The 15,293-nt window shown below is 60.6% G+C and carries 11 protein-coding genes and 1 pseudogene; 5 read left to right on the plus strand and 7 right to left on the minus strand.

The window, feature by feature from the left end; all coding sequences use genetic code 11:
- The first annotated feature begins 30 nt into the window (after window positions 1-30).
- The 3 genes and pseudogenes from MUN79_RS25420 to MUN79_RS25430 all read left to right on the plus strand — a co-directional run bounded on the left by MUN79_RS25420 (window position 31) and on the right by MUN79_RS25430 (window position 3,813).
- Entirely contained in the window at window positions 31-1,596 is a 1,566-nt protein-coding gene (locus MUN79_RS25420) for an HTTM domain-containing protein (RefSeq protein WP_244675295.1), read from the plus strand.
- 107 nt (window positions 1,597-1,703) lie between these two features.
- A pseudogene (locus tag MUN79_RS25425) lies at window positions 1,704-2,722 on the plus strand (MBL fold metallo-hydrolase).
- A 182-nt stretch (window positions 2,723-2,904) separates the two neighbouring features.
- Window positions 2,905-3,813 carry an RES family NAD+ phosphorylase gene (locus MUN79_RS25430; protein ID WP_244675296.1) on the plus strand — a complete coding sequence of 303 codons (909 nt, stop codon included), beginning with the start codon at window positions 2,905-2,907 and terminating at the stop codon, window positions 3,811-3,813.
- A 111-nt stretch (window positions 3,814-3,924) separates the two neighbouring features.
- Here the strand turns inward: MUN79_RS25430 and MUN79_RS25435 are convergent, their stop codons facing one another.
- Window positions 3,925-4,524: a Dph6-related ATP pyrophosphatase gene (locus MUN79_RS25435; protein ID WP_244675297.1), complete on the minus strand. Its 600-nt coding sequence runs from the start codon at window positions 4,522-4,524 to the stop codon at window positions 3,925-3,927.
- Between the two features lie 155 nt (window positions 4,525-4,679).
- Here MUN79_RS25435 and MUN79_RS25440 point away from each other — a divergent pair, with 155 nt between their 5' ends.
- A complete protein-coding gene (locus MUN79_RS25440) occupies window positions 4,680-4,844 on the plus strand; it encodes a hypothetical protein (protein ID WP_244675298.1) in 165 nt (54 codons plus the stop codon).
- Entirely contained in the window at window positions 4,832-5,134 is a 303-nt protein-coding gene (locus tag MUN79_RS25445) for a hypothetical protein (protein ID WP_244675299.1), read from the plus strand. The genes MUN79_RS25440 and MUN79_RS25445 overlap by 13 nt, the downstream gene beginning before the upstream one ends.
- Before the next feature lie 66 nt (window positions 5,135-5,200).
- Here MUN79_RS25445 and MUN79_RS25450 read toward each other — a convergent pair whose 3' ends face one another.
- The 6 genes from MUN79_RS25450 to MUN79_RS25475 all read right to left on the minus strand — a co-directional run bounded on the left by MUN79_RS25450 (window position 5,201) and on the right by MUN79_RS25475 (window position 15,175).
- Window positions 5,201-5,365 carry a hypothetical protein gene (locus MUN79_RS25450; protein ID WP_244675300.1) on the minus strand — a complete coding sequence of 55 codons (165 nt, stop codon included), beginning with the start codon at window positions 5,363-5,365 and terminating at the stop codon, window positions 5,201-5,203.
- The gene (locus MUN79_RS25455; RefSeq protein ID WP_244675301.1) at window positions 5,338-5,760 is read right to left on the minus strand and encodes a DUF4126 family protein; all 423 of its coding nucleotides are present in this window, start codon (window positions 5,758-5,760) and stop codon (window positions 5,338-5,340) included. The genes MUN79_RS25450 and MUN79_RS25455 overlap by 28 nt, the downstream gene beginning before the upstream one ends.
- Window positions 5,761-5,858: 98 nt before the next feature.
- Window positions 5,859-6,488, minus strand: a complete 630-nt coding sequence (locus tag MUN79_RS25460; RefSeq protein WP_244675302.1) for a flavin reductase family protein — start codon at window positions 6,486-6,488, stop codon at window positions 5,859-5,861.
- A 177-nt stretch (window positions 6,489-6,665) separates the two neighbouring features.
- Window positions 6,666-8,450 (minus strand): DUF885 domain-containing protein, encoded by a 1,785-nt coding sequence (locus tag MUN79_RS25465; RefSeq protein WP_244675303.1) that lies wholly within the window; start codon window positions 8,448-8,450, stop codon window positions 6,666-6,668.
- A gap of 170 nt (window positions 8,451-8,620) precedes the next feature.
- A complete protein-coding gene (locus MUN79_RS25470; protein WP_244675304.1) occupies window positions 8,621-12,826 on the minus strand; it encodes a T9SS type A sorting domain-containing protein in 4,206 nt (1,401 codons plus the stop codon).
- Window positions 12,827-13,297: 471 nt separating this feature from the next.
- On the minus strand, window positions 13,298-15,175 hold the full coding sequence (locus MUN79_RS25475; protein WP_244675305.1) for a DUF885 domain-containing protein: 1,878 nt from the start codon (window positions 15,173-15,175) through the stop codon (window positions 13,298-13,300).
- Between the last annotated feature and the right edge of the window lie 118 nt (window positions 15,176-15,293).

Here is a 15,293-nt window from a genome sequence, read left to right on the forward strand (position 1 = left end):
TCTTTTACCTAACCGCACACGTGGCAGTATATGCCCGCTTTCCTTACTTTACTTCGTCGTCCTTTCGTAGTTGATCTGCGCGCTCTGGCCCTGATGCGCATAGCGCTGGGCGCCGTTATTTTGCTGGACGTAGGCATCCGCAGCACCGATCTGGAAGCCCACTATGCCAACATGGGCGTGCTGCCGCTGCACGTGCTTTATCAGTACTGCTGGAACCCCTACCAGTTGTCCTTACACGCTATTAGCGGCCTGTGGGGCGTGCAAGCCGTGCTATTTCTGCTCGAAGCCCTAGCGGCTGTGTGCCTACTATTGGGCTACCACACCCGCCTGGCTACCCTGCTGACCTGGCTGCTGCTAGTTTCGGTGCAGAATCGTAACCCTTTAATCGGGCAGGGCGGCGACGACTTACTGCGCATGCTGCTGTTTTGGGGACTGTTTCTGCCCTGGGGCCGTCTGTATTCCCTGGATGCCCGCGGCCGGGAGCAGCCTGCCAAGCTTACCTATTTCAGCGCGGCCACCGTGGCCTACATCGTGCAAATTGCGCTGGTGTACTGGTGCACGGCCCTGCTGAAAAGCGCCCCGGAATGGACCACGGAAGGCACTGCCCTTTACTATGCCCTGAGCTTAGACCAGGTATTAATGCCGGGCGGCAAGCTGTTGTACCCTTATCCTAAGCTGCTGCATTTTCTCACTTTCGCTACCTACTACACCGAGCTGCTGCTGCCGTTTCTGCTCTTCATTCCGTTTCGGGTCACGTGGTGGCGACTGGTGTTTGTGGGCGTGATGTACGGCTTTCACCTGGGCATTAGCCTGACGCTGTTTGTGGGGTTGTTTTTCCTGATCAATATGGCCTCCGTGCTGGGTTTGCTCCCGCCGGCGGCCATGAATTGGCTGGATAAGCGCTTTGCCCTGGGAGCCCAACGCCTGGGTCCCCGGGTGGCGGCCCGAACGGCGCTGTTACGGCCCCGCCTGGCCCGGTTTCGGGTGCCGCTACGCCTGCGGGTGGAGCATCAGTGGGACCTGCCCGACAGCACCCGCACCATGCTGCGCGGCGTGCGCAATGCCGTGGTAACCGTGCTGCTGGGCTATGTCATCTGGTGGAACCTGGACAGCGTCAACCGGCCCTCGCTGTACATGTCGGACTCATTGCGCTGGTTTGGCTACCTGTTTCGCGTAGACCAGCACTGGGGCATGTTTGCACCAGCCGTGTTTAAAGACGACGGCTGGTACATTCTGGACGGCACCACTGCCGACGGCAAGCATGTAGACCTGAACCGCGACGGGCAGCCGATGACGGAGCAGAAGCCCGCTTCGGTGGTGTCCTTATTCAAGAACGACCGGTGGCGCAAATACAGCGAAAATTACTTGTTTGTGACCAACGAGTACATGCGGCCCTATTACTGCAACTACCTGCTGCGCATCTGGCACGAAAACCCGGTGCACCCGCCGCTGCGGCGTTTGGAGGTAGTGTATATGAAGGAAGTATCCTTGCCTAACTATCAGGTTGCCACACCCAAACGGGAGGTATTATGCACCTGCGAAGCTCCACAGCCCACGGCGGCCAACCTCGACAGCGCCGCCGACTCTATTCCCTAAATCCGGTATTTTCCTTATCCAAACCGCGCAGTCTGCGTACTTCTGAACGCTGCTCCGGGCTTTGGTCGGGGCCGGCCGACTGATTTCCCCTACTCAATCTCGTCCGTATGCCAAATACCGCAACCCGCGCCAATACCCCCGCCCTGCAGGCCGTCGTGCCCGGCGTGTGGGGTCTGCGCAACGTCTTTGTAAACCTGTACTTCGTGCGCGACACCTCCTCGCCCCTGGAGCCTTGGGTGCTGGTTGATGCCGGCCTGCCCGGCTCGGCGGCCAAAATCAAGGAGAATGCCGAAGCTATTTTCGGTCCCAACAACCCGCCGTCGGCCATCATCCTCACCCACGGCCACTTCGACCACGTAGGCGCCCTGCACACGCTGGCCGAAGAGTGGAACGTACCCGTGTATGCCCATCCGCTGGAGCTGCCTTACCTAACGGGCCGCTCGTCGTATCCGCCCCAGACCCCACGGTGGGTGGTGGAGCCATGGCCGCTATGTCGTTTCTATACCCCAAAAAGCCTATTGACCTAGGTTCCCGGGTGCAGCCCTTGCCCCTCAACGGTACGGTGCCCTTCTTGTCAGAATGGCGCTGGATTCCGACGCCGGGCCACACCGCCGGCCACGTATCGTTTTTCCGGGAGTACGACCGCACCCTAATTGCCGGCGACGCCTTCGTAACGGTGCAGCAGGAGTCGGGGACGGCCGTGTGGGAGCAGCGCCAGGAAGTGCACGGCCCGCCCGCCTACTTCACCCAGGACTGGGCCCAGTCGCGCGCCTCGGTGGAAAAGCTGGCAGCTTTGGAGCCCCAGATTGCCGCCACGGGTCATGGAATACCGATGCATGGCGAAGAACTGCGCCGGCAGCTGCATGATCTGGCTTTGCACTTTGAGCAGCAAGCCGTACCCAAGCAGGGCCGCTACGTGGGTCACCCGGTTGTAGCCGACGAAACCGGTACGGTATCCGTACCGCCTTCCACCGAGGCCCCGCTGCCCAAATGGATTATTGGGGCGGCGCTGGTAGGCGGCCTGGGTTATCTGTTGCTGCGCGACAAAGATAAAGCCCGCCGCCCCAAACACCAGGACCACTCCGACGATTATGCCCGCCGCCACCGGGACTCCTACGAGTTCTAGAAAGCTGACTCACGGGATCAGCGCGTTGTACTGAGTTGGCCGAAGCATCTCTGCTGTACCTGCGGCAGGGATGCTTCGGCCCACTTAGTGTGATGGTCCCGTTACTACCCTTCAAAAGCTTACCCTTTTCTGCGCCCCGCCCTTTTTGCCCCTCTTTGCCAAACACCCACGCATAAGTATATATGGCCGTATCCCAACCCGACGCCCGCCAGGGGTCTGCCGTGGAGGAAACCAGGCACAAAATAGCGTCGCTCCAGCATCTGGATTTGCGCAAACATTCCATTGATGAGTTGGCCGAGCGGATTCGGGACCTACTGCAGGGCCACCCGCTCCGCCTCATCGAGTTTGGCCCCGGCCTGCTGCTGTACCGCGGCAAAGCCTGTACCGAGCCGCCCACGCATCTGCAGCACGTTTCCTACCCGCCCGCCGAGCTTGTAACCGCCGACCAGCGGGCTAACCGGGCCGGACAGCCCATGTTCTACTGCAGCGCTACCTGGCACCCACCGTTTTTTGAGGCCAGCGTGCAGCCCAAGGACCAGATTGTTATTAGCCGCTGGCAAACTCAGCAGCCGCTGCGTCTGGCTAGCTTTGGCTACGCCGACGTGTGCGCCGACGACCCGCACTCTGACCGGGAAAAGGCTCTGGCTCAGGCCCTGGCCCAACTGCCTGCGGTAGTACAACCCATTGCCGAGTTCCTGACCAAGGCCTTTACCCGCTCGGTGCACGACGACAACCACCATCACTACCGGCTGTCGGTAGCCATTGCGGAAGCCTGCGAGTTGGGTACTGCTTTCGACGGTTTGCTCTACCCATCAGCGGCGATGCCCAGCCCGGCCCACAACCTGGCGTTGCACCCCAGCTGCCTCGACACGGGCAAGCTTCGCCTACAGTATGTGGAGTACCTGACCGTCAACCGGGTAGAAACGGAAACCATCGACGTCCAGTCCCACGACTTTGCCAACTCCGTGCTGCCCGACGGCCGCCTCAAGTGGCTGGGCCGCCCCGGCAACTGGGTGCTGCGGGAGGGCGGCATTTCCACCGATTGCCGCTACGACGCGGGCCAGTGGCGGGTGCAGGGCCCGCAGTGCTGACAAGTTAGCCAATCGGCGCTGCTGCGGGCAGCAGGTCGCAGTACCAGAACCCGGCTTCGCCGCCACCCGGGGCCGGGTAAGTACGCCGCACAATTTCGCCCCGCTCAAAGGCTATAGGTTCGCGGAAATACGGCGCGGCAAAGACGAAGCTGTGGTATTCGCCGTTTTCCCCGCAGGCGTCCACCCCGGCGGCAAGTCGCGCAGAAAGTTTTCGTCGAGCAAACGGCCGCAGAAGCTTTGGTCGAGCCACTGCTCGTTTACGCACACCACAACTGCCTGGAAACCCAGGGCCAGGTACTCGCGCAGAATATCGGCGCTGCTGCGCTCCCAAAGCGGAAATACGGCCTGCATTCCGACCCGGGCCAGCTGCTCCTCACGGTAGTGGCGCAGGTCGGCCAGAAAAATGTCACCGAATATGGCGTGGTGCATGCCCTGGGCCTGTAACGGTGCCAGCGTGGCCCGCATGAGCTGCTCATAGTCGGCCATGTCGGGGGCCTCGGGCAGCTCCAGCTTGGTCAGAGGCAAGCCGATCTGCCGGGCCTGGGCTTTGAGCAAGGCCACCCGCACCCCGTGCATGGACACGCGCTGGTAGTGACTGTTAACGCTGGTAAGCAGGTGCCGAACCTCGTAGCGCGGGTCTTGCAGGGCGTGGTAGAGCGCCAGGGCCGAATCTTTGCCCCCGCTCCAGTTCATTAATGCTGGAATAGCCATGCGGCAAAGCTACGGGTTCGAAGGCCGGAATAGGATAGCGCAAGGCCCGGCTTTTGACCAGATTCAAATCAAGGGGCTGCCTACTTCAGCTATGGAGGACAGATTTTGCGTATACCTGATTTCCAAGTCTACACTGTACTCCAAACACCTGAACTATGAAACTCACTCAGCGCTTTGTGCTGGCTGCTGTGCTGGGCGCCGCGGCTTCTTTGACCACGGCTTGCGACCGGGGCGGCACGCCCGGCGAAGACCGGCAGAACGTCAACGACTTCTCGACGGCTCCCCGGCCCGCTCCATTGAAACCAATATGGACAGCGTAAACGGCCAGCAGAACGCACCGGCCGCTGGTGGCGAAGGCTCGGCTGCCGACCAGGCTCAATCAACCGACAACGCCATGAACTCGTCGCCGGGCGGCAACAGTTCGACTTCCCCCCAGGCCGCTTCCGGCACGCCCAACTCGGTGGACAAGGTTACCAACAACAACAGCCTGAACGATACCAAGGCCCCTTCGCAGAACAGCACGGCCCCAGCACCGCCCCTGGCTCGACCCAGAACACGGGTACGACCGACCGCAACGGCAGCTCCGGCCGCACCCAATAACCAGTACTGATTTCCGCAGAAATGCCCCGCAATTTACTGGACTGCGGGCATTTTTACGTTTCAGAGCTTGCCAGCCTTAGAACAGCGAAGGATAATTGGCGTGATAAGAAGGCTGGGCGGGCCGGTGGCGCGGCACATGGGCGTCGCGGCGGGCAGTAGTAGCAGCTACGTTTCTAACGGCAGCCTTGCTGCTGCCAAACACCGTAGCGTCTTCTACCAGGGCCCACACGGTGTCGGGCACCTTAGTTTGCTTGCCCAGTTCTTTGCGTAGGTAAAAGCTACCATAAGTGCCCGCCACGGCAGACAATGCCCCAGCAAACCACCACCGAAACCGGACCGGCGCTTCGACTTGTAGAGCATGGCGCCCATTATTGCCCCCGACAAGCCACGACCCAGCAAGGCAGTAGGCGTAATCCGGTCGGGCATACCGGGCAGCTTGTCGGCTACCATTTCACTGGCAGCCAGCACCGTCAGGCCCTTGGCGGCCACACCCGACTGCAGCAGCCGCAACGGCGACGCGCCCAGGGCATCGGAGCGGTGTTTGGCGAAGGAGCTGCTCAGGGCGGCCAGCGGCGTCATGCTGCGCAGCCCGGCCAGCGTACCCAAGCTCAGAGTTTTCCAGAAAGGAGAAGCCATATCAGAAAGAAATAGAGTGCGAAAGAAGATGGAGCCTTCTTTAACGCACCACCGCCGCTGACGTTGGCCCAACGAGCTACTTCTCTCCTGCCGCCCGCTTACTTGGGCTGCGGGCCCTGCCCGGGGCGGGCGTAGGCAAACGAGGCCAGGGGCGTAACCTGGTGGTAGCCGTCGAGGCCGGAAATGCAGATGGCTCCGGCCTGCTGCAGGTCCAGGGTACCATCGGCGCGCAGCACGGTTTCGGGCAGGTATACGTGCTCTACCTCACCCACCAGCAGCACCGTGCCGTTGTGAATCGGCAACTCTTCTTTCAGGCGCAGGCCAATACCAATCTGGCATTCGGCCACGTATGGAGCCGGAAAATCGTCGCGGTACTCGGCCGTAAAGCCGCACTGATCAAACTCAGACTCGTCGCGGCCAAATTCGGCGGAGGTGTAGTGGGCGGCGGCTACCCGGTCGGCCGGCACGTGATTAATGGTGTAGCAGCCGGTGGCTTTGATGTTCTCGTAGGTGTGGCGCGGCACAGTAGCAGGCCGCGTGACGATGCCCAGCACTGCCGGGGCCGAGCCCAGGTGAATTACCGAGCTGAAGATGGCCAAGTTGGTAGCTCCCGCGGCCGAGGCCGTACCAATCAGGTTGGCGGGCTTGTAGCCGGTAATGGAGTTGACCAAGTTGAGGCGGTAAATCTTTTCGAAAGCGGCAATATCGGCGGCGGTCAGGTGGCGCATGGCAAGCAGTTAGTTCTCAGCAAGGACCGCCAACCCCGGCTTTTGTTCAGCCTGCAGTTACGGTCTGGCCCCTCGTTCTGATTTGCTTTCATCATAACATCTGGTTTATTCACAAAACTGCCTCCCTCCCGGCCGCTGGCGCAGCTGGAAAGGAGGCAGTTTTCGGTTGTAAAAAGGTTACTTCTGGGCGGCAGCCCAGGCATCCATCTTCCGTTCCAGCACGGCCAGCGGCATGATGCCGTCCTTGAGGAATTCGTCGTGGAAAGCCCGCAAGCTGAACTTGGCGCCGAGCTGCTTTTTGTACTTGTCGCGCAGCTCCTGAATCTTGAGCTGCCCGATCTTGTAGCTCAGGGCCTGGCCTGGAATAGCCATGTACCGCTCGATTTCGGCCGTAGCTCTTTGCTCGTTGATGGCCTCATTGTCCATCATGTACTTAATAGCCTGCTCCCGGGTCATGCCCTTGGTGTTCATGCCCACATCCACTACCAGGCGGATAGCGCGGTGGATTTCATTGCTGAGCGCGCCCATGTACTGGTAAGGGTCGGTGTAGAGGCCCAGCTCCTTGCCCAGGCTTTCGGTATACAGGGCCCAGCCCTCGGAGCTGGCGCTGTAGCCGCCAAACCGCCGGAACTTGGGCAGAGCAGTGTTTTCTTGCTGCAGCGAAATGTGGAAGTGGTGACCCGGAATAGCTTCGTGCAGGAACAACGACTCCATGCCCGGCGTAGTAAAGGTGGCGGCGTCCAGAATCGGGACGTAGAAAATGCCGGGACGGGAGCCGTCGGCGGCGGCGCGGTTGTACTCGGCCGAAGCCGAAGCTGCCCGGAATGCCTCCGTCTGCCGGATTTCAAACGCACTCTTGGGCTGGCGGCTGAAGTACTTGGGCAGGGCCGGCATGATGCGGGCCTGAATGCCCCGGTAGGCCGTCAGCACTTCCTCGGGGGTTTTGTAAGGCATAAATTGCTTGTGGGTCTTCATGTACTGGAAGAAAGCCGGCAAGTCGCCTTTGAAGCCTACCTGGGTCTTGACCCGCTCCATTTCCGAGCGAATCCGCTTCACCTCGGCCAGGCCCGTCTGGTAGATTTCCTCCGGCGTCTTGTCCGTCGTCGTCCAGTTCTTCACGTAGAACTTGTACAGCTCGGGGCCTCCGGGCACGTCGGCCAGGCCGGTAGTAGTGCGAGCTTTGGGCAGGTACTCGTTCTGCAGAAAATCGGCCAGCTTCTTATACGTGGGCACAATGTCGGTCAGAATGAGCTGCTGGTAGGCCGTGGTCAGGCGCTGCTTGTCGGCGGCCGAAAAGCTGGCCGGCAGCTTATTGATAGGGCCGTAGAAAATGCTTTTCGGGGCCTCGGCCACCACCAGGGCCTGGGCCTGCGGAATCATCTTAACCACCAGCGCCCGGGGCAGCACCACGCCGGCCTTGGCCCCGCGGCGGAAGTTGCTGATGGCCGAGTCGGCCCACACCGGGAACTGCCGGGCCCGCACCAGCCAGTTGTCGTAGTCCTGCACCGTTTTGAAAGGCTGGGCCCCTTCGCCCGAACCCAGCTGCACAAAGGAAATGGGCAGGCCCCAGAACTGCTTGAAGGGCGTCAGCCAGGCATTTTGCCGGAGTCCATTAAGCTCGGTCTGGAGCTTGTACTGGAAAATGTCGTAGCTGATTTTGTCGTTGGCCGAAAGCTGGGCCCGCTTAAAGCTACCCAGCTTGGCTAGGTAGCCCTGGTAAAAGGCCTGCAGTGTGTCGCGGTAGGCCTTGGTTTGGTCGTTGGGCAGCTGGTCGTTGTAGCGGTTGTCGCCCTGGGAAGTGGCGCTGAGTGGAAACAGGCGGTTGTTTTTCTCCCAATAGGCGTCGAACAGCGCGGCCAGGCGCTTGTCATCATCGGCCGGGCGCTGAGGGCGCAACGCCGGTAGGGTAAACGAGGCCAGCAGGGAGCAAACCGCCACGCCGGTCAGGATGGTCTTTCTCATTAGTTGCGGAAGAATTTTAGCCCAAGATACACGCTGCCGGTCCTAGTTTCCCACTTTCTTGCCAGCCCAGAAACACCACCGGCCGGCACTACAGCGCATGCTGCGTACCGGCCGGGGCCATTTGCGTTACCTGCGGCGACTCCCGCTACCGGGAGCCGCCGCGGTGTAGACTACTGTTTCACGAAGTGGAAATTGCGGGTCGAGCCGTTCGACGTGAGCAGGCGCAGTACGTAGCTGCCGGCGGGCAGGGCCCGCACATCCAGCTCCGCTTGGCCGCTCGAGTTCAGCGCCTGAGTCAGCAGAGCCTGGCCCAGCACCGAGTACACCGTAGCCGTGGCTTGCACGGTAGCGTCGGTGAACTGCACGCGCAGCTTGTCGGTCGTTGGGTTAGGCACCACGGAGAAGTCGGCGGCGCCGGCTCCAAACAGCACGGTGCGTACCGGCGAGTAGGTGCTGCTGCCGTCTTTATCCACCTGATGCAGGCGGTAGTACACGGTGGTAGCCAAACGGGCCGCACCGGCATCCACAAAGGCGTAGCGCTGAGCCTGGGTAGTGGTGCCCTGGGCTTTTACCTGACCAATAGCCCGGAAAGGCTGGCCGGCTACCGAGCGTTCCACCGCAAAATAAGCGCTGTTTTTCTCCTGAGCCGTAGTCCAGCTGAGCTGGGCGTCCAGGTTGCTGGGCGTAGCGGTAAACTGGGTCAGCTCCACGGGCAGCGGGCCGCTGAACTGCGTAGAACACAGCGCCGAGCCAGGCACGGCCACTGCACTACCGCCCGTATCGGGTCCGTTATAGTTGAAGGTCAGCACATTGTCACCGGAGCCTTCCCCGTACAGAATTGTAACCGGATAGGTACCGGCGGCCAGATTGATAACCCCCGTGTAGAAGCCTGCGGAGTGGTTGCCGCCGGCATTTACCACAGCTTTTGATGCTTGCAGGTTGGTATCCCGGGCATTGTTGCCAATCCAGAGCCAGGAAGCATCGTCGCTATACAGCGTGAAGGTGTAGGTGCCCCCCGTAACGATGGTGATGTAGCCCCGCATCCGCGACGAGTAGTTGTCCGGGTCGGATGCCGTGCCCGAGTTCATGGCTGAGGTAATGTCGCCCCAGCCGGCGCGGCTGCTGAAGCTCACGTTGCCCACGGTGCGGGTCAGTGCGGGCGTATTGGTGTTGAAGAAGGAGAAGTTGTCGCTGAAGTAGCCTTTGTAGTACTCCGCGTACAGGCCCTGCGTGGCCGGCTGACTGTTGAAGGTAGACCCGGAGCACGAGCCGGAGGGCAGCGTCACGATGGTCGTCACGTTGGCGGCGGCCAGGCTGCCGTTGTTGTTGGGCGCAGCAGCGTCGGTGGTGGTGGCCGTGTTGCGGGCCTGCCCACTCACCGGCTGATTGTTGTTGGGCAGCGTAAAGCTGATGGTGTAATCCTGCTTGTCGCCGTTGTTCATCGTCCCGATAGTGGGCAGCGTTACAATACCGGTATTGACATTGTAGCTGGCGCCGGCCGGAACCGTTACCGAAAGCAGAGCCCGGGGCAGCTGAACGGTGGGTGCTACGCTGTTGGCAGTCGAGGGGCCGTTATTCTGCACCGTTGCCGTGTAGGTCACCGAAGAGCCGGCCGCTGCCGTAGCTGGGCCGCTGATGGTCGTTACCACGTCGGCCGCCGGCGTTACGGTAATAGGAGCCGTAGCGCTGTTGTTGCTGGTGTTCGAGTCGAAGGCATTCGAGGTAATGGAAGCCGTGGCGCTAACGGTGGTGGCCGTAGCTGGCGCCGTGAACCTGATTACCGGCGAGAAGGTCGAGCCATTACCTAAGGAGGTAAGGTTGGGGAAAGTGAGCAGGCCGGTACCCTGATTGTAGGATCCACCAGCCGCATCCGTCAGGACCAGGCCGGCTGGCAGCTGCACCTGAGCAGCGGTTCCGGGAGCCGTATTGGGGCCGTTGTTGCGGAAAACCACGTTGAACACGCCCTCCTGCCCAGCCAGCACGGTGCCAGACTCGGCCGAAATAGTGGCCTGCAGCTCGGCGGCAGTAGTCGTTACGGTGGCGTTGAAAGTAAACTGGTCAGCGGCCGTATTCGGGCCTTGGCTGGTGCTGGTACCCGTGGAGCTGACCAGCGTTACGGGGCCCGAAGTATTGGGGGCTGTAAAGCTGAGCTGGTACGAGCTGGTGGCACCGCTTTCCAGCGTAGTGGCCGGATACGTGACAATAACCCCGTTGTTCACTACTATCGACTGGGCACCTGGCGCCGAAACGTTGGTGCTGCCAGCTGGCAGGCGGATGGACTGCGCTACGTTGGTGGCGGTAGAGGGGCCGTTGTTGGTGAAGTTGACGGTGTAGGTGCCCGAAGGCTGACCCTGGCCCAGCACCGCAGGACCGGTAATGGTGGTCGTCACATCGGCCACCGGCGTCACGGCGAAGGAGTCGTATCCGGTATCGGTCTGGGTGTTAGCACCCTGCCCGGTCGTGGTATAAATCAGCGAGTAGGCGACAATAGAAGGAACCGGCGGCGTGGTAAACCGGATGGTCGACGTGAAAACCTGGCCGTTGGTCAGGTTTGTCAGGGCCGGATAATCGACCAAGCCCGAAGCAGGATTGTACACCCCACCATTGCTGATGGAAAGAATGGACAGCCCGGTGGGCAGCTTTACCTGCCCAATCACCTCGTTGGCGCCACTAGGACCGGTGTTGCTGAAGCTTACGGTAAAACCGCCGGGCTGGCCGGCCGGCGTGGGGTTGGTCAGGGGCACAATGCTGGTGGTCACGTCGGCCACGGCGCACTGGGCGTTGTAGAGCACGGGTTGCACTAGGCCACTGGCACCACGGGTGGCACCGTTGAGCGGAAATTCCGTCAGGCCGGTGGAAGAGGTAGTACCGCTTACCCCGCCCAGCACCTGGGTCGTAAAGTTGGTGCCGGAGTTGTTGGTATACTGAATCAGGCCGCCGCCACCGCCGCCGCCGGGTCCTTCCGACTCGACGCCGGCGTCGCGCTGGGAGCCGCCGGTGCCGCCCTGAGCGCTGGCCGTAATGCCGGTGATGGTGCCGCTGACGTGCAGTACAATGCTACCACCGCCACCGCCGCCGCCGGCAGCATCCGTGCCGCCCGAGGTTGGGATATTGTTGCCGCGGAAGCCGGTCGTACCATTCGCCAATACCGAGCCCGAGCCCGATACGGCTCCGCCGGTCAGCAGATATACCAGACCGCCACCGTTGCCGCCGGAGGTAGATACAGTGTTGTTGCCGTCGCCGGCGCCGCCACCGCCACCCAGGTAGAGCCGGCCCCGGTTCTCGAGTGGCCGGCCGCCGTAGCCACCGTTATTCTGACGGTCGTTGCCGCCCCAGCTGCTAGCTCCCGGCCCTACCACCAAGGCATTCTGGTTGGCAGAGGCGTAGCTATAGCCGCCCCGGCCGCCCCCGGAGGAAGTGGAGGTAGCAAAGCCCGATCCTTCCAGATTCCAGGCGTCGTCGTACGCATTGTTGGTGCCCCGGTCGGGGTTGCCCAAACCGGTCCAGGTGCCCAGGCCCACGTTGGCGCCGCCGCCGCCGGCCGCGTTGTGGGAGTTGCCGCCCCCGCCTCCGTTGGCTGCGGCGCCACGGCCGTAGCGGCCGCCCAAGGCGTCGTAGTCTACGCCGGCGCCGGCAATGCTTTCCCCTTTTTCAGCCCCGAAGGTGGACGCCGTGCTGCGGAAGCCCATCACTATATTGTTGGCATCTTCCGAGTTATTGTCGACCGCACCACCCCGGAAACCCAGGCCGGTAGCAGTAATGGTACCGTTCACAATGGTTCCGTTAGCTACTTCCATCGCCACGATGCCACCCAATCCGGTAGTCCGGTCCCAGGCTGCGCCGCTCACGGCGGCTCCGCTGTTCACGGTGAGCGTGCTGAAGCGCGGCAGACGTACTACCTGGGTCTGGCCGGCAGCCGTGTAGTCGTACTTCAGGCCGCACGTCAGGTTGATAACGTCGGTGCCCGATACGGAGGCCACTTCCAGCAGCTCGTAGCGGCCGGCATTGTTATACGCCGATACCGTACCGTAAAAGGCCGCGTCATTCGTAGCAATGCTGGCACCCTGCATTTGAATCAGCAGGATCAGGTCTCCCTGGGTCAGGGCCCCGGGAAAGCGGCTGTTGGCGTTCAGCGTGTTGTTGCTGACCCGCAGCAGAGTAGCCCCCGCCGCCGCGTCGGCCGTAACCTTGGCGTATTCGTTGACGATGATGGTGCCCGTCGTCACGGTGCGGTTACCGTCGCTGCCCCGGACGCGCTGAGCCCAGGTCGTAGCAGCAGGTAACAAGAGAGCAAGAGCCAGCCAGAGCCGGGCCGTTTGGCCAAGACGCGTCAGGCGGCTCCAGCCCGGAATAAGCCGGGCAGAAGCAGTAAACATGTGCATAGGTATGCTAGAATGGTAGAAACAGAGCAGGCGTTGAACTATACTTCCAAAAAAGCACAGCTCGACGGTGCAAATTTACTCTGTGACTATCAGTATCTTACCTTATTTATACAGATATTATAGCATTCTTAACATATTCCAATTTTAAACCAAAACTCATATATATCCAAAATGACACTATATAACGCTAAACAACGTACTACTACTGGCCAGACATGGAGTACAATGAGCCCATTTACCATGATTTAGCAATATCCTAGCGTTCTAAATTATCTTCGAAGGTGAACAATACCTGACTGTGCCCGCTCAAAAGCAGCCCGACAATTTTCTAGCTTTTGTACTATGTCCTAAGCAAAGTTCAGCCCCGGGTTGTTTCCTATCAAAGACAACTCGGCTAAATGGCTTATAAACACAAACGGAAAGCCTGGGAGGCTTTCCGTTTGTGTTTGGTAGAGTACCATGCCGTTATTTCTGGTCCGTGGCCCAGTCGTCCATCTTGCGTTCCAGCACCTGCAGGGGCATCACGCCATCCTTCAACAGCTCGTCGTGGAAAGCGCTGAGGCTGAAATGCTCCCCATTCTGGTGCGGGTACTTTTCGCGTAGCTTGCCCGAGGCTCCGGCCGCCAGCTGCTTGGTGTATTTCTCGCGTAGCTCCCGAATCTTGAGCTGGCCGATTTTGTAGCTCAGTGCCTGCCCCGGAATGGCCATATACCGCTCGATTTCGGCCGTGGCGCCCTGCTCGTTGATGGCCTCGTTGTCCATCATATACTTGATGGCCTGCTCCCGGGTCATGTTTTTGGTGTGCATGCCCACGTCCACCACCAGACGAATGGCGCGGTGAATTTCGTCACCTAGCGCACCCATGTACTGGTAGGGGTCGGTGTAGAGGCCTAGCTCCTTGCCCAAGCTTTCGGTATACAGGGCCCAGCCTTCGCCCATGGCTCCGTACCAGGCAAAGCGGCGAAACTTAGGCAAATCCTGGTTTTCCTGCTGCAGCGAAATCTGGTAGTGGTGACCCGGAATGGCTTCGTGCAGGAACAACGACTCCATGCCCGAGGTGGTATTAAAGGTGGTAGCGTCCAGAATCGGGACGTAGAAAATGCCGGGACGGGAGCCGTCGGGCGTGCCCTGGTTGTACTCGGCCGAAGCCGAAGCTGCCCGGAACGCCTCCGTCTGGTGAATCTCGAAGCCGGTTTTGGGCGTGCGCCCAAACATCTTTTTCAGGTTGGGCGTGATGCGGGACTGAATGCCCCGGAAAGCGCCCAGAACATCCTCGGGCGTTTTGTAAGGCATGAATTGCTTGTCGGTCTTCATGTACTGGAAGAAAGCCGGCAAGTCACCCTTAAAGCCCACCTGGGTCTTGACCCGCTCCATTTCCGAACGGATCCGCTTCACCTCGGCCAGGCCCGTCTGGTAGATTTCCTCCGGCGTTTTGTCCGTTGTCGTCCAGTATTTTACTAGGTAACGGTACTTGGCAGCCCCGTCGGGCAAACCGCTGATGCCGGTAGTGGCGCGGGCCTTAGGCAGGTATTCATTCTCCAGAAAGTCAGCCAGCTTCTTATACGTGGGCGAAAGCTCGGTCAGAATAGCTTCCTGGTAGGCGGAAGAAATCCGCTTGCGGTCGGCCACGCTGAAATCCTTGGGAAAGGCGTCGACCGGACCATAGAACAGCGACTTGGCGGCGTCGGTCACGACCAAGTTGCGCATCTGCGGAATCATTTTCTCGACCAGGGCCCGGGGCAGCACCACGCCGGCTTTCATGCCCTGGCGGAAGTTGCTGATGGCCGAGTCGGCCCATACTGGGAAGCCGTGGGCCCGGCCCAGCCAGTTGTCGTAGTCCTTGACGGTTTTGAAGGGCTGAATACCCGTGCCGGCTCCGTACTGACCCAGCGAAATAGGCAGGCCGCCAAACTGGCTGAAGGGAATCATCCAACTGCCGGGGTAGTCGCTGCCCACCAGGATGCCCTGTTTCAGGCCGTCGAGGCGCATCTGCAGATCATACTGAAACAGGTCGTAGCTCACCCGGTCGTTGGCCGACAGCTCGTCGCGGTTGAACTTGCCCAGCTGCGTCAGGTAGCGCTGATAAAACGTGCCTAGGCCGTCACGGAAGGCTTTGGTCTGGTCGTTGGGCAGCTGGTCGTTGTAACGGTTGTCGCCCTGAGCCGTGGCACTCATCGGAAACAGCTTGGCCTGCTCTTCCCAGTAGTTTTCGAACAGCGTCTTAAGGTCTTTCACGTTGGCATCAGCGCCAGTAGTGGTGCCGTTTTGGTCGCCGGTCTTTTGCTGGTTGCAGCTGGCCAGCAGCGCACAGGCGAGCAGGCCGCCCAGAGCAAGTTTTTTCATTCTGAGAGAATGTGTGTGGTAGTTGAGGTCAGGAAGGTAAAGCGTTTGGCTTGAAAAGACGCAACCAGCTGCCTAAAGCTGCGCTATGGCCAGCTTTTGAGAACTACTACAGTTGAGT

Origin of the sequence: Hymenobacter cellulosilyticus (assembly GCF_022919215.1) — a bacterium.
GTDB lineage: Bacteria > Bacteroidota > Bacteroidia > Cytophagales > Hymenobacteraceae > Hymenobacter > Hymenobacter cellulosilyticus.